Annotated in this window: 16 protein-coding genes and 1 other RNA gene; 8 read left to right on the plus strand and 9 right to left on the minus strand. The window is 42.0% G+C overall.

Going from position 1 to position 18,065, the window contains the following annotated elements; translation table 11 throughout:
- The first annotated feature begins 644 nt into the window (after positions 1-644).
- Genes OU792_RS17225 through OU792_RS17235 form a run of 3 tightly spaced genes read left to right on the plus strand, consistent with a single transcriptional unit; the run spans position 645 to position 2,986 of the window.
- Complete coding sequence (locus tag OU792_RS17225) at positions 645-1,541, plus strand: AAA family ATPase (RefSeq protein ID WP_274670865.1); 897 nt, start codon at positions 645-647, stop codon at positions 1,539-1,541.
- A complete protein-coding gene (locus OU792_RS17230) occupies positions 1,501-2,472 on the plus strand; it encodes a DUF3871 family protein (RefSeq protein WP_274670866.1) in 972 nt (323 codons plus the stop codon). Before OU792_RS17225 ends, OU792_RS17230 begins: the two co-directional genes overlap by 41 nt.
- Positions 2,473-2,527: 55 nt before the next feature.
- The gene (locus OU792_RS17235; protein ID WP_274670867.1) at positions 2,528-2,986 is read left to right on the plus strand and encodes a JAB domain-containing protein; all 459 of its coding nucleotides are present in this window, start codon (positions 2,528-2,530) and stop codon (positions 2,984-2,986) included.
- Positions 2,987-3,117: 131 nt separating this feature from the next.
- On the opposite strand, the gene ssrA is transcribed toward OU792_RS17235, so the two are convergent.
- Positions 3,118-3,520: a transfer-messenger RNA gene (gene ssrA / locus OU792_RS17240) on the minus strand.
- A 376-nt stretch (positions 3,521-3,896) separates the two neighbouring features.
- Between ssrA and OU792_RS17245 the strand changes: the two genes are divergently transcribed.
- Together OU792_RS17245 and OU792_RS17250 are read left to right on the plus strand one after the other, a co-directional pair.
- Positions 3,897-5,042 carry a DNA polymerase III subunit gamma/tau gene (locus tag OU792_RS17245; RefSeq protein ID WP_100628014.1) on the plus strand — a complete coding sequence of 382 codons (1,146 nt, stop codon included), beginning with the start codon at positions 3,897-3,899 and terminating at the stop codon, positions 5,040-5,042.
- A gap of 185 nt (positions 5,043-5,227) precedes the next feature.
- Positions 5,228-5,617 carry a hypothetical protein gene (locus OU792_RS17250; protein WP_274670868.1) on the plus strand — a complete coding sequence of 130 codons (390 nt, stop codon included), beginning with the start codon at positions 5,228-5,230 and terminating at the stop codon, positions 5,615-5,617.
- Here the strand turns inward: OU792_RS17250 and OU792_RS17255 are convergent.
- The 4 genes from OU792_RS17255 to OU792_RS17270 form a co-directional block, all read right to left on the minus strand.
- Complete coding sequence (locus OU792_RS17255; protein ID WP_100628011.1) at positions 5,614-6,606, minus strand: DUF3078 domain-containing protein; 993 nt, start codon at positions 6,604-6,606, stop codon at positions 5,614-5,616. The two genes, OU792_RS17250 and OU792_RS17255, sit on opposite strands and share 4 nt — an antisense overlap.
- Positions 6,607-6,626: 20 nt before the next feature.
- Positions 6,627-8,207, minus strand: a complete 1,581-nt coding sequence (locus tag OU792_RS17260; RefSeq protein WP_274670869.1) for a LysM peptidoglycan-binding domain-containing protein — start codon at positions 8,205-8,207, stop codon at positions 6,627-6,629.
- 228 nt (positions 8,208-8,435) lie between these two features.
- A complete protein-coding gene (locus OU792_RS17265) occupies positions 8,436-9,080 on the minus strand; it encodes an O-methyltransferase (protein ID WP_274670870.1) in 645 nt (214 codons plus the stop codon).
- Between the two features lie 2 nt (positions 9,081-9,082).
- Complete coding sequence (locus tag OU792_RS17270) at positions 9,083-10,309, minus strand: M16 family metallopeptidase (protein WP_274670871.1); 1,227 nt, start codon at positions 10,307-10,309, stop codon at positions 9,083-9,085.
- A gap of 202 nt (positions 10,310-10,511) precedes the next feature.
- Between OU792_RS17270 and OU792_RS17275 the strand changes: the two genes are divergently transcribed.
- A complete protein-coding gene (locus OU792_RS17275) occupies positions 10,512-11,801 on the plus strand; it encodes an aminopeptidase P family protein (protein ID WP_134201909.1) in 1,290 nt (429 codons plus the stop codon).
- Positions 11,802-11,866: 65 nt separating this feature from the next.
- Here the strand turns inward: OU792_RS17275 and OU792_RS17280 are convergent, their stop codons facing one another.
- On the minus strand, positions 11,867-12,721 hold the full coding sequence (locus tag OU792_RS17280; RefSeq protein WP_274670872.1) for an endonuclease/exonuclease/phosphatase family protein: 855 nt from the start codon (positions 12,719-12,721) through the stop codon (positions 11,867-11,869).
- Between the two features lie 116 nt (positions 12,722-12,837).
- Between OU792_RS17280 and OU792_RS17285 the strand changes: the two genes are divergently transcribed.
- Positions 12,838-13,731 carry a flavin reductase family protein gene (locus OU792_RS17285; RefSeq protein WP_222584805.1) on the plus strand — a complete coding sequence of 298 codons (894 nt, stop codon included), beginning with the start codon at positions 12,838-12,840 and terminating at the stop codon, positions 13,729-13,731.
- 39 nt (positions 13,732-13,770) lie between these two features.
- Here OU792_RS17285 and sppA read toward each other — a convergent pair whose 3' ends face one another.
- Positions 13,771-15,537, minus strand: coding sequence for a signal peptide peptidase SppA (gene sppA / locus OU792_RS17290; protein WP_274670873.1), 1,767 nt, complete (start codon positions 15,535-15,537; stop codon positions 13,771-13,773).
- A 68-nt stretch (positions 15,538-15,605) separates the two neighbouring features.
- Between sppA and folK the strand changes: the two genes are divergently transcribed.
- Positions 15,606-16,103, plus strand: a complete 498-nt coding sequence (gene folK, locus OU792_RS17295; protein ID WP_274670874.1) for a 2-amino-4-hydroxy-6-hydroxymethyldihydropteridine diphosphokinase — start codon at positions 15,606-15,608, stop codon at positions 16,101-16,103.
- Between the two features lie 24 nt (positions 16,104-16,127).
- Here the strand turns inward: folK and fabD are convergent, their stop codons facing one another.
- Complete coding sequence (gene fabD / locus OU792_RS17300; protein WP_274670875.1) at positions 16,128-17,003, minus strand: ACP S-malonyltransferase; 876 nt, start codon at positions 17,001-17,003, stop codon at positions 16,128-16,130.
- Between the two features lie 57 nt (positions 17,004-17,060).
- Entirely contained in the window at positions 17,061-17,975 is a 915-nt protein-coding gene (locus OU792_RS17305; RefSeq protein ID WP_026945453.1) for a LysR substrate-binding domain-containing protein, read from the minus strand.
- Between the last annotated feature and the right edge of the window lie 90 nt (positions 17,976-18,065).

Here is an 18,065-nt window from a genome sequence, read left to right on the forward strand (position 1 = left end):
GCTACCAGGTTTTGTTCTACTCCAACCCTATTTACCATTTTGGAAGTACAAGTAGATTGCCCATTTTGGTTCTTCACTATATTTTTCAACAACTTTATATTTAATAATACTTTGATAAAAATCATCAATTGAAGACTTTTTAGGGGTTACATTGTATTTATTTCTTACAAAAAAGAACCAAACTAAAAACCATGTAACTAGGAGGGCAATTGCATATTCCATCTTTTGTTCTATTAAAATTTTAGATTTTGAAATAAATTTAGTGATAGCAACAATGCTGCTGTATTTTTAGGAATTAAACTGCGAATTCTGAAAGAATTGTTCCTTAAGCTTTTTAATCTGCCAAAAATGAATTGAGGCGAAATAAAATTTGCTTCCTGATTTTTTTCCAAAATATTAATATTTACACTTTTTAAAAACGAATTTTATAGAAATTTTTTAAGGAACTTCACGGACAAATTAAGGAACCACATTCAAATCACTACCCCCCTCAAGCTTTGAATTGGGTCATACCCCACCATCGAAACTTTAAGGTTTTTAAATTTTTGGATATATAAATTCAAACGTGGAGGTGGCTAATTGCCTGATTTAGAGCAGTCCGAGTGGGCTGCTTTTGTGTTTCACATAACTATATTATAACACTTATGGAAAACTTAGTATTCCGTAGGGCTGCTCGAAGGCAGGCCAAAATTAAAGTAGGGTTACAGGGTCCAAGTGGATCAGGTAAGACTACTAGTGCGCTACTCCTTGCCTATGGGTTGGTAGGAGATTGGTCCAAGATTGCAGTGATAGACAGTGAAAATGGTTCAGCTGATCTATACTCACATCTTGGAGAATATAATGTGCTTGGAATTACTGCTCCTTATACTCCAGAAAAGTACATGGAAGCAATCAAAATGTGTCATGCTCAAGGTATGGAAGCTATTATTCTGGACTCTATTTCTCATGAATGGGAAGGTGATGGTGGTATCTTGGATATCCATGGAAATATGGCTGGTAATAGTTTCTCCAATTGGGCTAAAATTACTCCAAGACATAATGCATTCGTCAATGCTATTCTTTATACACCTGTTCATGTGATTGCTACGATTAGATCTAAGCAAGACTACGTGATGATGGAGAAGAATGGTAAAGCTGTACCTGAAAAGGTTGGTTTAAAAGGGGTCACTAGAGATGGGATGGACTATGAGTTCACGGTGGTATTTGATATTAATATCAGACATCATGCAAGAGCATCGAAGGACAGAACAGGTTTGTTTTCTTTAAATCATGAATTTGTCATTTCTCAAGAAACTGGTCAAAAGATCAAAGAGTGGTGTGAATCAGCTGATATCAAGTTACCTGAGGAAAAAGTTGATCTGTTACAAGCCATCAATTCCTGTAAAAATCTACAGGAGCTGTATGAGCTTTATGAGCAATCTGGTAAGGTCACTGAAGAACAGCTTCAGTCCTTTTCTATGAAAAAGCAGGAATTATTGAAACCAAAACCCTTTGAAACCAATGGAAAACACACTGGTGAGGCCACAAAGCCTCAACTCTGAAGAAGTTGGCAAGGGGAATGTATTCCTGCAAGCCAATACCATCGAAATGGATCTAAATGAAATTAGGGATAAACACATCATCCCTGTATTTCTGAAAGATAATGAACCTGCTATTTCTCAGGTGGAATTTGTGGAGGCTGTGACTGAAGCTGCTAGAGATGCATATTCTCTTAGAGACTTATCAGCACCTTCTGTGAGGGTTTCTCATGCAGTAAAAGGAAGGATTTATGAAGCTAGACACAAAAAGGCTAGTGAATTATTCCCCAATGAAAAGACCATCTATTACGAACGCTTAGCTTTTATGGTAACTATTCCTACAATCATGCAGGATGTTAATGGGCAGTTATTAGAGCTAACTGTTGGAGGTGTGAAGGCCTACAATCTGGATAATATGAACACTAATAAAGGAAGTTATGAGCACTTCAAAATCTTTGTGGGGTTCAAAAATACAGTTTGTACCAACCTTTGCATTTCTACAGATGGGACTAAGCTAGATCTAAAAGTGAAGTCTTTGCAGGAATTGTATGCCAAATCCTTTGAGCTATTCACAGGGTATGATGCAGTAGATCAAATCTCTAGAATGGAGCAATTATCAGAGTTGGATTTATCAGAATCTCAGTTTGCCAAATTGATTGGAAGAGCTAGAATGTATCAGTATCTACCCAAAGAAGAGAAGCTTCAGATTCCAGAGCTTCTTATTAATGATACTCAAATATCCAGAGTTGCTGAATCCTATTACAGTGATGAGAATTTCTCCAGGTATGAATCTGGTCGAATTGATCTGTGGAGGTTGTACAATCTGATGACCGGTGCAGTGAAATCATCTTACATAGATAAATTTCTTGAGAGAGAAGTCAATGCTTATGATTTTACACTGCAAATACATAATGCACTAGAGAATAAATCTGATGGATTCTGGTATTTGAATTAATCAAAGACCTACCTCATTTGGGGTAGGTTTTTTTCATTTAAATAATTAAATAGATATGAACCAAACTATTTCAGAAATCAATATTTCATATAAACCTATTCAACAAAACAGAAGGTTGGGTACTATCAGAAGGTCTTCAGATGCCTACAAGGTATTAAAAGAGTTGTATAACCAAGATCTAATTAACGCAAGAGAAGAATTCATCATCTTGTATTTAAATCAAGGAGGAAAGGTCTTGGGTTATTTTAAAGCATTTACAGGAGGCATATCAAGCGTAACCTGTGATTTGAAGATAATCCTTGGTGTAGGGTTAAAAAGCCTTGCTACTAGCGTTATATTAAGTCACAATCATCCTTCAGGTAATTTGAAACCATCCTCTAGTGATTTAAACCTTACTAAGAGAGTTGCTGAGGGATGCAAGGTGATGGATATTCATCTGTTTGATCATTTGATCCTTTCAGATGAAGGATATTTCAGTTTTGCTGATGAAGGATTGTTGAATGAAACTGGGTAAATGATTACCTTGTCAATGCTAATAAATGAATTAGCATTTAAATAAATGTCAAACTGGAAAAGCCGCCATATAGCCACCATTTTGAGATTATAAAAAATAAACCCCTGATTATCAATTATATAATCAAGGGTTAGTGGAGCTGGCGAGATTCGAACTCGCGTCCAGATAAGGAAACACCGTACCGTCTACATGCTTAGTCACCGATTGGCTTTTCGACTAGACTATGCTGGGTGACACACCTGAGTCTAGCTTAGCGACTGAGTCTTAAGCTTGCTTAATCGCATCGCAAGCAGCAGTCTGACCTGATCGACACCTCAACTCCACCCGGATCAGACCACAGGTGGTGAGATGTGGCCGGGGAATTACTGTTTGCAACTCAACCCTTTAAGCGATCTATCCTAGTAGGTTAGATTAGGCAGCCATGGCGTAAGAAGTTTCGCCATTTATAGTTCGTATGAATCTTTCAAGGCCGTACATACTCCAGCCTGCATGCGAGCCCGATCTTTACACTTACTGTCAATACCGGTCAGCCCCATTTTGTATTCAGACAAAGGTAAGGCAAATTTGGTTCCACTCAAGGAGCAATTTGCAATAGGAGGCAAAATGGTTTTGGGTTTTGGGTTTTCGGTTCTGAGTTCAGTGTTTTAGGTTAGTTTAGATAAGAAATCCTTCTTGAAGTCCAAGTATCGCTTCCACCGAGACGGTCACTTTCCAACCTTCCAACTTTTACACTTTTCAACCAATCTTTCAATTTTTCAATCAACCTTAAGATAGCTTCGTCGCTTCACTAGTAAATAGATTGTTTTTGATTTTAAGTAGAGCTCCTCGCTATGACGCTTAATTTTTAATTTTTCAATTTTCAAATCTTCCAATTCCTCCCCAATCAAAGAGATTTTTATATCTTGCAGCGATGGAAAATTTCGTTGTTTCGGCAAGAAAATATAGACCGGCAAACTTCAAAAGTGTCGTAGGGCAGCAGCACATTACTACCACACTTCAGAATGCGATCAAAAACAATCACTTAGCTCAAGCTTTTCTTTTTTGTGGGCCTCGGGGAGTAGGAAAAACTACCTGTGCGCGAATCCTTGCCAAAACCATCAACTGCGAAAACCGAGGTGAAGACCAGGAAGCCTGTGGTACATGCGAGTCCTGCCTTTCTTTCCAAAACAATGCTTCATTCAATATCTACGAGCTAGATGCGGCATCCAATAACTCTGTAGATGATATCCGAAACCTGGTTGATCAGGTTCGTTATGCCCCTCAAAAAGGTCAGTACAAGGTCTATATCATTGATGAGGTTCACATGCTTTCCAATCAAGCCTTCAATGCTTTTTTGAAGACCTTGGAAGAGCCACCGAAGTATGCGATTTTCATTCTTGCGACTACAGAAAAGCATAAGATTATACCTACTATCCTTTCCCGATGTCAGATTTTTGATTTCAACAGAATTCAGATCAAGCACATTGCGGAGCATTTGCAATATATTGCCAAGGAGGAGAGCGTAGATTATGAGGATGAGGCTTTGCGGCTAATTGCTGCTAAAGCAGATGGAGCACTTCGGGATGCACTTTCGATTTTTGACTTGATTGTTACCTATTCCGCGGGGAAGAAAGTCACCTATCAAGAGACCATCGCAAATCTCCACATTTTGGACTATGACTATTATTTCAAAGTGGTAGAGGCGCTTCTCGCTGGAAATATTGCGGATACTTTGCTGATCTTTGACGAAATCCTCAAAAAGGGGTTCGATGGGCATAATTTTGTCGTGGGACTGGCCGAGCATTTCCGAGATTTGTTGGTGGTACAGGATTCGGCTACGGTGAATCTATTGGAAGTGTCTGATGAGGTGAAAGCCAACTATATTGAGCAGTCCAAAGCGAGTAGTCAGTCATTTCTTTTGAGTGCGCTATCCATCGCCAATCAATGCGATATTCATTACAAGAGCAGTAAAAATCAGCGCTTGCATGTGGAATTGGCTTTGATGAAAATGGCCAAAATTCCTGCCGCGTTGAGCCTAGCAGCGCTTGCTGTGGAGGATTCAAAAAAAAAAGCTTAGCTCCCAAAGCTGAGACCACAAACGGAACTCCAAAACCTGAAGTAGCCGAAGTCCATTCCAAAAAGACTCCTGTCCAAAAGACTATCTCGGTTCCCACGAATTTTTCTCAGGCAAAAACTTTTTTAAAGAAAGAGGTAAAGCCGGAAGTAAAGGAGCCATCCCAAGAGGAGAAGACGCCAATAGAATTGATTCCTACCACTTCTGTAGGAGTTTTTAAGCAGGAAATGCTAGATCAATATTTGCCTGAGGTGATTGAACTTTGGAAGTCTGAAAAGCGGAATCTGGAGTTGGCCATCCTTCAGCAAGTCAAAAAAGTGGAGGAGGGAACCATTTTCATTGAAGTCATGGGCCATGTTCAGGAAGAGATTGCTGAAAAAATGAAGCCTGATTTGATTGGGATCTTCCGTAAAAAAAGTGGGGCTGGAAAAATCGCCATCCAATTGGATGTCAAGGAAGAAGATGATGCTGGTTCACCCAAGCTTTACACCGATCAGGATAAATTTAAGCATCTGCTCAAAAAGCATCCGGCCTTATTGGAGTTTTCGAAGAAGTTTGACCTAGACCCGGACTTCTAAAAGTCCAGCGATATACCAAAGTTGACGAGATTCTGTAGCTGAACAGCTTGTTTTGCTGGGCCGTCATCTTGCTTGATAAACACCTCCTCATCATATATCAAAGTCGTCTCTATCCGGGTGGAGATGTATTTGTTTACCTTCATTCGAATAATGGAGTTGAAGTTCACAACCATATTTCCGAATCGCTCATAATTTGAGAAGAGATTTAGATCAGCACGCCAGGTCACATTTTCCATCAGCTGGAAGTCTGCGATCGAAGTAGCCAAAGACATCCCGGCTTCAGCTCGGACATTCTCTCCCGGGGTTACACCAAAAGCTCCGGCATTACTCAAAGAGTCATTCAGGACGATGGTAAAACGGCCTGTGAAAGGGGAGAGGATAATTGATAATTTCCCTTTTTTCTCATAGGTTTTCCTGTAGTTGAGACCCGTGGATGACTGCACATAGCCTGGGGACAATAGATCGGATATTTTAGTACGGGTATCCGACTCACTTCCCGAAGGGCGGGCATATTTAAATCCTTCCAAAAGTTGGGTTCTCGCTTCTAATTGCGTGGACAGGTAGAACGTCTCCGAGAGTTCTCTACCGTAATTACTCACAAAAAGAAAGTTGTCATTGGTTTTTCTTGTGGGAAAAACTCGATCATTCTGCCTACTAAAACCCAGATTGACGGTAAGCTGCGTGTCCCATACCTTTTTGTCTTTTTTGTAATTGGCAAAAAGTGAAACTCCGGTATTCAGTGCAAAGGAGGAGGCTCCACCCGCAGCCCAATTACTCAAGGTTACCTGAACAATATTGAGGTTGTAATTTCCACCTGTCTTCCAGAAAATCTCCTTTTTTGGTTCTTCCACAATCAAGGAATCCCCAATCATGAGCAGGGTATCCCCAGCTATCAAAACCGTATCCGGGATAATCTGCTGGTCTTGGGCAAGAAGCTTTCCCCCAAGCCCAATGAAAATAAGGCTTAAAAGTAGAAGAAATCGGTTCATGGGATTAAAACAGACGCGTTTCAGGGCTTGAAGATAGTTAATTTCTGCCCCACGCTAATGATATTTTGACTTCCGATTCGATTCCAGGATTTGAGTTGATCTACAGTCACTCCATATTTTTTGGATATCGCGTACAATGTTTCTCCGGGAGAAACAGTATGCGTCAAACTAGCTGAGTTCGTAGCCTTCTGGTTGGAAGAGGCTGATGTGACTGGGTTTGACTTTGGCTGATTGACAGGCTGCTCATTTTTGGCAATGACTGTTTTTGAAGGGTTGGAAATTTGTACCACAGGGATGTCCTCGCCACGCTTTCGGTGTTCTTGGAGGTTCAATACCATTCCAGCTTTCAAATCCTGATCTCTTCGGATACGGTTTTTAGCTTTCAAGGATGAAAGTTTGATTCCATACTTTTGCGAGATGCTCCAGAGGGTTTCTCCCGGTTGAACGATGTGCGTGGCTACCTCAGCTTTGGCCTTTTTCTTTTCGGTGTAATAATATTCACCTGCTTCTACTCGCTCTCCTGGCTCCAGGTCATTCCATCGACGGAATCGCTTCTCTTTGATGCCGATCTTTTCAGCAAAAGTATCCTGAGTCGTGGTGGAGGCTGCCTGCACACCATCTAGATTGTTGACAGTGATTTGGTCTGGTTGGGATGCTTTGGTAGTGTTACCTGCAATGCGCGGATAGGAGTTAGCTGTGCTGTACTTTGGGCTTGATTTGCCCGCATTATTACTTTTTGCTGGATTTTTAGGCTCGATGCCCGTTTCAAACTCAACTTGATCATCAGTCACAAAAACCAAGTAGTAGGGGCCACCGGCGGGAATTTTTCCGTTGGAAGTCCATTTATTCATTTCCTTCAAATGCTCCTCACTGACCTTGTACTTTTTAGCCAAGGCATCCAAACTTGTAGGGCCATTTACCTTCACCTCTGCAAGTCGAAGCGAATTGGTATTACTCGTAAGTTGGAAAACCTGCTCCCCAAAGGCGACTTTATGCGCCAGGAATTTCTTGAAATACCAGTGTGAATTTCGATCCACATCGACTATGCGTTTACCCCGATAGCGATCACCGAAATAAGCTTTGGCTCCACCTGCACCCATTTGATAGGCGATCAGGGATACCATCCAATTGTCAAAAGTGCGATTGTGTCCTCTTAAGTACAAAGCCGCTCCGCGAGAGGAATTGACGATATTTTTCCTTTCATCTACCTGTCTATCTACCCGAATAGATACTTCCTCGGCCGTTCCTTGTTTGAATTGCCAAAATCCAACTGCATTGGATGTAGAGACAGCATCTGCAATCAATCCACTTTCCTGAATGACCAAATATTTGAGGTCTTCCGGTACTCCGGCAGCCCGAAACTCCCGCTCTATAATGGGACGATATAAATTGAATCGATCCATTTTTACCTGAAAGTGCTTGGGACTGCGATGAAGTGCATCCACATCGAGTTGAATTTCCCTTCTTGCTTGAGGGTTTATCCGAAGAATAAGATCGGCAAATTCCATCTCAGCAGGAACCTGCGGGATTTGAGCGAAAAGACTCGAAAAAAGGCTAATAAATAGGATTTTGGTAAAAATGATGCGAGAAATCAGCTTCATGGGGACAGTAAAGATTTTTCTTTCTGACCTTCTGCAAAAATGATTCCTAAAATTTCTTTAACCCGGACTATGTATTAGAATCTGTAGTGAGAGATCAAACCGCAATAAAATCAAGCATTTAGTGAATGAGGCATAGCACCGCTACGGTGATTGAGCTAAATGCAGCAAAGCGGATTGATTTTGAAGCGGTTTGGACTCGTAATAAGAAGTCTAATGCATATTTCGGGTTCAAAGCTTTCTGGCAAGCATCAATCCATCTCGAATGGGCAAAAGACTATTTTCGACTCGTGGGTCTTCTTGTACAAATCGGTTGAATTCCAGCAGGGCAGCTGTATCCTTATCGAGTTTTTTTCTGCCTTTTGGAAGGACTTTTCCCGACCAAAGTACATTGTCAGCGAGGATAACGCCACCTTTCGAAACCCGATCTATCACGAGCTGGTAATAGGGCAGGTAATTCTCCTTGTCGGCATCTATAAATACAAAATCAAAATGACCTTCAATAGTAGGAATCAAGTCAAGCGCATTCCCAAGTCGATAGTCAATTTGGGCAATCAACCCACTTTCTTCAAAAAAGCCTCTGACCATTTTCTCCAATTCGTCATTGATATCCAAAGTAATGAGTTTGCTTTCCTTGGATAGACCTCTTGCCATGCAAATAGCCGAATAACCGGTATAAGTACCTATTTCCAAAATAGTCTTTGGTTGATGCATTTTGACCATCAATTCTAGAAATTTACCCTGAAGTTGACCTGAAAGCATTCGAGGCATCAGTACCTTGGCCTGCGTTTCTCGGGTGATTTTTTTCAAAAGCGCATCTTCTTCGCTTGTATGGGCTTCACAATATTCTAGGAGTTCCGGATCGATGAATTCCATGATCAATTGGGTAAATAAGTCAATGAGGTTAATTGTACCGGGTCTAGGATTTCATTCGCGATTTCGAGTAAGTCTTCAGCTGTTGTTTGCTTGATTTGCTCAAAAATCTTATCCAAAGGATCAATTTTGCCATGGTCAATCAGACTTTTTCCAAATACCAGCATGAGGGCAGCATAGTTTTCTTCCGCCATCGCCATTTGCCCGATTGCTTGTTCCTTGGCCATATGAAGTTGCAGACTACCCAATTTTTTTTCCCGAAGTCGCTTGAGTTCTTTCTGGACTAGTTTTTTGGCCTTGGGAAGGGTCTTTTCTTCCGTACCAAAAAAGATCCCAAAAAAGCCTACATCTGAGAAAGGCTGGAAGGTAGACTCTATGCTATACACTAGCCCGTGCTTTTCGCGAAGCGCCATATTCAAGCGGCTATTCATGCTCGGGCCGCCGAGGATATTGTTCAAAAGGTAAAGTTTATACCTTCTTGGGTCATGCTGAGAATAAGCCGGCCTTCCGATTCCACAAAGAGACTGCGTGATATCCCGATTCAGTCTTTCTAGCTTGGGTAGGTATCCTTTGAAAGGGCTTCTGAGGTAGAGAGTTCGCTTGGCTGGAATTTCGGAAAGTGGGCCTTCAATGATCTTCAAAGCTTTGGCAAAGGAAATATTTCCAACAATGGAAAAAACAAGTTGGGAGGTGTCAAGGCGACTCCCAATAAACTCAAAGAAATCCTGTTGGGTGAAATGTCCCACTGTCTCTTCTCTTCCAAGGATATTTCGACCTAGGGCATGATTGTCAAAGACCAAAGCGTCGAGTTCGTCCTGAATAGAATCATCCGGTGAATCTCGGTACATGGCCATTTCTTCCAAGATTACCTGTCGCTCCTTCTCGATTTCTTTGGTTGGAAAAGTTGAATTGAAAGTGATATCAAAGAGCAGTTCGGCAGCTTTGGAATAATGATCCTTCAGGACCGATGCATAAAAGCAGATTTTTTCTTTGGTTGTGTAGGCGTTGAGCTCTCCACCGAGGGATTCCAGGCGATTTAGGATGTGAAAGGTTTTTCGTCTTTTGGTACCCTTGAAAGCCATGTGCTCCCAGAAATGAGCTAAACCTTCTTGCTCCTTGGTCTCATCTCGGCTGCCAATATTGAGTACAAATCCACAATGGACCAAGCGCGTATGAGAGACTTCCTGATGAACGATCCGAATGCCGTTTGCAAGCTCTTTTATCTGATGCATAAATTATTTTGAAAACCAAAAACCAAGATTTCTAAACAAACTTGGATTCCTGAGAAGTTTGTTTCAATTTCAATTTCCGGTAACACAAAGAAAACAAATTTCTATCCCGGTCTTGTTTCAAATCAAATTTAATTATCCCAGATTCTGCTTTTAATGAGCTTATTCTTAAAATCCCTTTGATCAAAAAAATAAAAGATAGACAATGAAATACCAACCACTTTCCGCGGACCTTTACATTCGAAATAGAGAAAAACTGGCTCAAAAACTAGCCAAAGATTCAGTCGCAATTTTCAATTCGAACGACATCATGCCAACCAACGCTGATGGCACGATGCGTTTTCGACAAAACAATGATCTTTTTTATCTCTGTGGCATAGATCAGGAAGAGACTATTCTCCTGATCGCACCTGACTGCCCTAATCCAGCTTGGCGGGAGGTGCTTTTCCTGCGAGAGACCAACGAGCACATCGCGGTTTGGGAAGGGCATAAATACACCAAAGAAGAGGCAGAAGCAGCTTCGGGAATTAAAAACATTCATTGGCTTTCTGATTTTGATCAAATCTTCAATTCAGTAATGGCGCTTTCGGAGCGCGTTTACCTGAATACAAATGAGCATCTCCGAGCGGGAGTGGTGGTAGAGACTCGAGATGCCCGATTTATCAAGTCTTGCAAGGAGCGATTTCCGCTTCATGAGTATGAGCGACTGGCTCCGATTATGCATGAACTCCGTGGCGCCAAGGAGCAAGCTGAAATCGATCAACTCCAAATTGCCTGTGATATTACAGAGAAAGGATTTCGAAGAATTTTAAAATTCGTGAAGCCTGGAGTGACTGAGTTTGAGATTGAAGCGGAGTACTTACATGAATTTGTAAGAAACCGAAGTAAGGGCTTTGCTTATGAGCCGATCATCGCCTCGGGTGCCAATGCCTGTGTATTGCATTATATTGAGAATAGCCGCCCGTGCCATGATGGCGACTTATTGCTGATGGATGTGGGTGCAGAATATGGAAATTACAATGCAGATATGACTCGGACTATTCCAGTGAATGGGAAATTTACCGAGCGCCAAAAAGCTGTTTACGATGCAGTCTTACGCGTTCAGCGAGAAGCGATGAATATCCTGAGACCGGGGACTAACATTCAAGACTATCATAAGGAAGTGGGGCTTATCATGCAATCCGAATTGATCGGGCTTGGCCTGATTGATCAGACGGAAGTGAAAAACCAAGATCCAAAATGGCCAGCCTACAAAAAGTATTTTATGCATGGTACTTCCCATCATTTGGGTTTGGATGTGCACGATGTGGGAACTATGCATGGCCCAATCACACAGGGTATGGTATTTACCGTTGAGCCAGGGATATACATTCCAGCAGAAAACCTAGGAGTACGCTTGGAGAATAACATCGTCATCCAAGAAAATGGCTACTTCGATTTGATGCGGAATATCCCGATTGAGGCGGAGGAAATTGAAGAGCTGATGAATTCTTAAGGAAAGTTTTCACTTATTTGCCCCCAAATAGTCATAACTTTTTGGGGGCATTTTTATTTCCAGTCTCACCGAAATTGAACCTCAACCATCACAGGAAAGTGATCAGAGGGGTATTTTTTACCATAATTATCGCTTAGGATACCATGTCTGATTACTTGAACCTGCCCTTTGACGAAAATATGGTCTATGATTCCATTAGGCATTTTTTCCCAATCAAATCCAGTGAAAGTACCTGCAGGTCCGTAAGAAGGTGTTTTGGAAATCAAACGGGCATCTTTCCAGCCCCCAGAGGAGGTAATGGTGGTGTAGGCAGCATTATCAGGTGTAACATTGAAATCACCCAATAAAACTACCGGAAGCTTTTCGGTATTGATTTCTTCAATTTTCTGAACAACTAATTTGCTGCTTTCTTCCCTGGCCTCCTGCCCGATATGGTCGTAGTGGATATTGAACACGTAGAACTCCTCTTTCTCAGGACTTAGAAATTTCCCCCAGGAGCAAATCCGATTAAGCGCGGCATCCCAACCCTTACTTGGGACCTCAGGAGTAGGGGATAGCCAAAAAGTACCTTGGTCAAGTAATTCGTATTGGGATCCATCGTAAAGAATGGCGGTGTATTCTCCTTTTTGAGCGCCATCATCCCTGCCTACTCCCAAATAATCAAACCCAAGGGAGTTACTCAGCTGTTCGACTTGATGCTTTAGGCCTTCTTGCGTCCCTACGATTCCTATTTGATGAAATTGGATCAGCGATGTAACATGGGGTAGCCTATCCTTCCAAAGATTACCAGTATCGCCAGGATTATCCCAACGGATGTTGAAAGTGGCGAATTGAAGGCTTTGTGCTATAGAAATAGAGCTTAAGCCGAAGAAGAAAAGAGCCAGAACGGCGATTCGTTTTTGAATTTGGAAGGCTTTCATGTTGCTTTGTTGGGGTTTAATCTCCGATAAAATTGCCTTTTAATTTGAACAAAAGAAAAATCCTGAGGTAATTCATGCTGTTAAGAAAGAATGAATTTTTCCAATCAAACTGATTCATGAAGACTATTTACCCAAAAGACCTACCAGTTCCTGAATTTCATGCTTTGCTACAAGGCAGCGTGGCGCCACGACCCATTGCCTTTGCAAGTACCATTGACTCAGAGGGAAATGTTAACCTCAGTCCTTTTAGTTTCTTTAATCTATTCAGTACCAATCCCCCGATTTTGGTTTTTTCTCCTTCTCGGCGTGTGCGTGATAATACCACCAAGCACACCTTGGAAAATGTCCATGAGGTACCGGAAGTCGTGATTCATGTGGTGCATTATGGTATGGTCGAGCAAATGTCTTTGGCGAGTACCGAGTACCCAAAAGGAGTAGATGAATTTGTGAAGGCAGGTTTTACGGCTGTGCCTTCCTCACAAGTCAAACCTCCGAGGATCAAAGAAGCCAGGGTTTCCATGGAGTGTAAAGTCAATGAAGTGAAATCACTAGGTGACACAGGAGGAGCGGGAAATCTAGTTATTTGTGAAGTGCTTTGCGTCCATGTAGACGAAGATATTTTGGATGAAAAGGGTATAATCGACCCCAATAAATTGGATTTGGTAGCTCGTCTTGGTGGAAATTGGTATTCACGAACCAACGGATCTTGTCTTTTCGAAATTCCAAAGCCACTGAGGACTCTGGGAATCGGCGTAGACCAAATCCCCGAGGATATCCGAAACAGTGCTATACTGACTGGGAATAATCTGGGAAGGTTGGGAAATGTGGAGAGTCTTCCGAGTGAAGAGGAAATCGAAAAGTTTGGAGAAAAACCCGAAATACAAGAAATGCGGGTCCGTTTCCAAAATGATCCAGCGAGTTGGGCAGATCATTTACATCTGCTAGCCAAAGAGACTTTGGAAGAAGGAGATGTAGAAAAAGCTTGGTTGATTCTTCTGCAAAAGCCATAAAAAAAGCCTCGGTCGAAATTTTCAACCGAGGCTTTTTCTTTATTTGATTTTGATCTCTTGTGGCATCCTTGCCTGAATTCCCTGATAGGTTTTTACTTTTTCTAGATTTTTGTAGAGACCGTAATATTCTCCAAGTTGGGCCTGAAGGATTCTAGCTTCTACATTGTCGGAGAAGTCATCCATGAGTTTTTCAAACCAAGGTTTCTGCTGTGGGTAATAAATCACCCGGTAATCATCTCCTGCCTCAATTCTCTTTGCTGCAAGGTCAATGGTGGTATCCAAACCACCCAAAACATCGACTAGGCCACGCTCCAAGGCTTGATTTCCGGTCCAAACTCTTCCAGAAGCAACCTCTTTTACAGCCTCAGGACTCATGTTTCTACCCTCAGCTACACGGCTGATAAATTTCTCATAGCCATCTTCGATAGATTTTTGTACGATGGTTTTTTCCACTTCTGTCAGTGGTCGGGCCACATTCATAAAGTCTGAAAGCTCACCTGTGGTGACCACATCGGTCGTTACTCCCAGTTTATCATTAATCAATTCCTGTACATTGAACCATAAGCCGAAAATCCCAATGGAGCCGGTGATTGTGTTTGGCTGGGCCACGATGGTATCTGCCGGGGCGGAAATGTAATAACCACCCGAAGCAGCTACTTCTCCCATGGATACATAGACTGGTTTTACCTTTTTGGCTTCACTCATTTCTCTCCAGATTACCTCTGATGCTAAAATCGATCCTCCCGGTGAATTAACCCGAAGAACGATTGCTTTGATATCATCGTCTTTTCTGGCTTTCCGAATCTCCTTGGCAAATTTATCAGAGCTGATTACCCCATCTACACTGCCACTGACAATCTCTCCTTCAGCAAGGATTACAGCAATTCTATTTTTGGATGTGAGGTTTTTGCTTTTTGCCAATGAACCTAGATCAGTGGCATTGATTGTGGGGATGTCGTCATCCTCATCCAATCCAAGTTTTTCTCTCAAGATAGCATGGACCTCGTCCTCGTAGGTCAATCTGTTCACCAGATTGTATGTCACTGCGTCTTCAGCCTCCCTTACCAGCATTTGATCATTGATAGTAGCTATGCTGTCTAGGCTCAAACCTCGAGAGTCTGCCACGGCCTTGATCATTTCCTGATTGATGTCTTCGAGAAAATATTCTGTTTGGAGCCGGTTTTCAGGGCTCATCTTCTCCAAGATGTAAGGCTCGACGGCACTTTTGAATTCACCTACCCGAAATACTACTGGCTCGATTCCAACTTTTTCGAAAAAGCCCTTCAAAAAGATTACTTCTGAGGCGAGTCCATTGAAATCAATTGCCCCCATTGGGTTGAGATAAATCTCATCAGATACAGAAGCCAAATAGTATCCTCCTTCGCCATAAGCTTCGTCATAAGCGAGGATGAATTTTCCGGACTCTTTAAAGCTTTCTAGCTCTTCTCTAAGTTCGAGTAGATTAGCTTGTCCAGCTAGAATCAGTCCGGTATTGAGATAGATTCCTTTGATCTTCTCGTTGGTTTTTGCCTCTCGAATTGCTTTTTTGAGATTAATCATGCCTGCCTGCATACTTCCTCCAAAAGGGTTTCCGAATTGTCCAAAATTCAGGTCATCCTCTGAGGTTCGCTCTACAAGCATTCGGCCATTGAGATTCAAATGCAGAACGGTGTTGTCTTTCAGTGAGACTTCCTTTTCGCCAGATGCTGCCAAAATTCCAATCAGCCCAAAAAAGAGCAGAATACTCAAGATTGAGAAAACGAATAAACCGACAATGACTGCCAGAACATTTCCTAAGAATTTCATAGTAGTTGTATTAGTTGGGGTAAAAATAGTTTATTTTGAGGGACTAATGAAAGTAAAATTCAAGGGGAATGGTTCAAGAGGTAGTTTTGATTTTGGGAGGGAACTTAGGAGATCGGGAGCAGCTGATTCGAGAGGCTAAACAAATGCTTGTTTCAAAAGCACTGATTAAAGGGGAATCATCCATTTTTTCTACGGAAGCATGGGGAGGAAAGGCTGAGGGAGATTTTCTGAATCAAGTGCTCTTGGTAAGTACTGAGGAGGTACCTCTCAAATTTTTGAGCTTTTTGCAGACCATTGAGCGCGATTTGGGAAGGGAGCGCGAAGTCACATGGGGAGATCGAACCATGGATATTGATATTTTGTATTGGGAAGATCAGGAGATTCAAGTGCCAAACCTTATTATTCCACATCCGCATCTTCATAAGCGTCGCTTTGTTTTAGCACCACTTGCCGAGTTGCTTCCCTATTGGGTTCACCCTAAGCTTAATAAAAATTCTTTGGAGCTTCTCGAAGCATGTGAGGATGAATCAAAAGTGAAAAAATGGAAAAATAAGGCTGCCTTCTGAAAAAGACAGCCTAGCTATTTAAGATCAAAGCCCAGAAACCTGGGCCTCAGGATGAATTTTTTTAACTAAACCCTGAAGTACCTTTCCTGGGCCGCATTCGATAAATTCGGTAGCTCCATCCTTCACCATATTCTGGACAGATTGAGTCCATTTTACAGGTGCAGTGAGCTGGGCGATAAGATTTTCTTTGATTTCATTCACATCCGTGACAGCCGTAGTGCTTACATTTTGGTAAACTGGACAAGAGCCAACAGAAAATTGAGTCATTTCGATGGCTTTTTGAAGTTTTTCGCGTGCAGGCTCCATCAGTGGAGAGTGAAAAGCTCCTCCTACCGGAAGGGGCAAAGCCCTTTTTGCACCTGCTTCTTTCATTTTCTCACAGGCAATTTCGATTCCTTTATTACTTCCTGAGATCACCAATTGACCCGGGCAATTGTAATTCGCCGGCACTACGATTTCCTCTGAGATACTGGCACAGATTTCCTCAACTTTTTCATCTGCCAATCCTAAGATAGCAGCCATCGTGGATGGATTAATCTCGCAAGCTTCCTGCATAGCCAAAGCCCGCTGATGTACCAAGCGTAGACCATCTTCGAATGCTAAAACTCCATTAGCCACCAATGCAGAAAATTCTCCCAAAGAATGCCCAGCTACCATATCAGGCTTGAAATCAGGAGTGCATTTTGCCAAGATTACTGAATGCAAAAAAATCGCAGGCTGCGTGACCTGGGTTTGCTTAAGTTCCTCAGCGGAACCTTCAAACATGATGTCTGTGATTCGAAATCCAAGAATTTCATTAGCCTTTTCGAAAAGCTCTTTGGCAAGAGAATTAGTCTCATACAGCTCTTTTCCCATTCCTGGGAATTGGGCTCCTTGCCCAGGAAAAACAAATGCGTTCATGTATTTTAGGTTGGTTTGTGCGCAAATATAGGGCTTTTACACAAGCCTTTACCTTTCTTATGGATTGAGGAGCTTTCCGAAGACTTCCTGATTGTTTTCGGTCAGCCAACGAATAAAAGCCATGACCGCAGGTTGATGTCTTTTTTGCTTTAACCATACCAATCTCCAATGGGCCTTGATGGGCAATCCTTTGAATTCAAGGAGTTTGATTCTGCCATCAGCCACTTCACTTCGCATAGAGTACAGTGATAAAACACTCACTCCAAGTCCTGCCATCACGGCCTGTTTGACAGCTTCATTGGTGGATAATTCCATCCGGCTTTTGATAGCAATATCCCGATCTTCAAAAAATCGCTCCATGATGACCCGGGTTCCAGATCCTTTTTCCCTTAAAATAAAAGGAATCTCTCCCCATTTGTCTTGATCAATTAGACTCTGGAATTTTTCCGAATGCTCGGGAGAACATGCTAAATACCATTTATTCTCGGCTAAAGTCACTGAATCCAAGTCCAAGTCCTCAGGAGAAATCGAAAGAAAAGCCAAATCGGTGCTATTTTCTTCCAAATGAGCCAAGACCTTGTAGCGATTGGAAACTTCAAGGCTGATTTCTACATGAGGATGCAGTTTCATAAACTCCGAAATCAAATAGGGAATGATATATTTGCCGGTAGAGACTGCTGATATGCGGATTTTACCGGCCAGCAGTCCCTTTAGTTCTTTCATCCGTTGCTCGATTTGATTCATTTCGCTGAATATGCGCTCTGACATTTCGACGAGTTCAAGACCAAACTCCGTGATGTGGACCTTTTTACCAATCACTTCGGTAAGAGGGACATCAAACTGATCCTGAAGGTTTTTCAACTGAACGGATACCGCGGGCTGAGTCATATCCAAAGACTTAGCGGCTTTGGTAATGCTTTCATACTTGGCCACTGCCTGCAGGGCTTTGAGATGGTTGAAGTTTAGATTCATAACATTTTATAATACATCTTACTAATACGATAAAAAAAAATATGACTCTTCGGAATCCTACACGTAGCCAAATATTCTTAGACAGCTAGT

Source organism: Algoriphagus sp. NF (assembly GCF_028823735.1).
Classification (GTDB): Bacteria; Bacteroidota; Bacteroidia; order Cytophagales; family Cyclobacteriaceae; genus Algoriphagus; species Algoriphagus marincola.

Coding starts and splice junctions, on each gene's coding strand:
- OU792_RS17225 (WP_274670865.1), top strand. CDS start 645: ATGGAAAACTTAGTATTCCGTAGGGCTGCTCGAAGGCAGGCCAAAATT.
- OU792_RS17230 (WP_274670866.1), top strand. CDS start 1,501: ATGGAAAACACACTGGTGAGGCCACAAAGCCTCAACTCTGAAGAAGTT.
- OU792_RS17235 (WP_274670867.1), top strand. CDS start 2,528: ATGAACCAAACTATTTCAGAAATCAATATTTCATATAAACCTATTCAA.
- OU792_RS17245 (WP_100628014.1), top strand. CDS start 3,897: ATGGAAAATTTCGTTGTTTCGGCAAGAAAATATAGACCGGCAAACTTC.
- OU792_RS17255 (WP_100628011.1), bottom strand. CDS start 6,606: ATGAACCGATTTCTTCTACTTTTAAGCCTTATTTTCATTGGGCTTGGG.
- OU792_RS17260 (WP_274670869.1), bottom strand. CDS start 8,207: ATGAAGCTGATTTCTCGCATCATTTTTACCAAAATCCTATTTATTAGC.
- OU792_RS17265 (WP_274670870.1), bottom strand. CDS start 9,080: ATGGAATTCATCGATCCGGAACTCCTAGAATATTGTGAAGCCCATACA.
- OU792_RS17270 (WP_274670871.1), bottom strand. CDS start 10,309: ATGCATCAGATAAAAGAGCTTGCAAACGGCATTCGGATCGTTCATCAG.
- OU792_RS17275 (WP_134201909.1), top strand. CDS start 10,512: ATGAAATACCAACCACTTTCCGCGGACCTTTACATTCGAAATAGAGAA.
- OU792_RS17280 (WP_274670872.1), bottom strand. CDS start 12,721: ATGAAAGCCTTCCAAATTCAAAAACGAATCGCCGTTCTGGCTCTTTTC.
- OU792_RS17285 (WP_222584805.1), top strand. CDS start 12,838: ATGAAGACTATTTACCCAAAAGACCTACCAGTTCCTGAATTTCATGCT.
- sppA (WP_274670873.1), bottom strand. CDS start 15,537: ATGAAATTCTTAGGAAATGTTCTGGCAGTCATTGTCGGTTTATTCGTT.
- folK (WP_274670874.1), top strand. CDS start 15,606: ATGGTTCAAGAGGTAGTTTTGATTTTGGGAGGGAACTTAGGAGATCGG.
- fabD (WP_274670875.1), bottom strand. CDS start 17,003: ATGAACGCATTTGTTTTTCCTGGGCAAGGAGCCCAATTCCCAGGAATG.
- OU792_RS17305 (WP_026945453.1), bottom strand. CDS start 17,975: ATGAATCTAAACTTCAACCATCTCAAAGCCCTGCAGGCAGTGGCCAAG.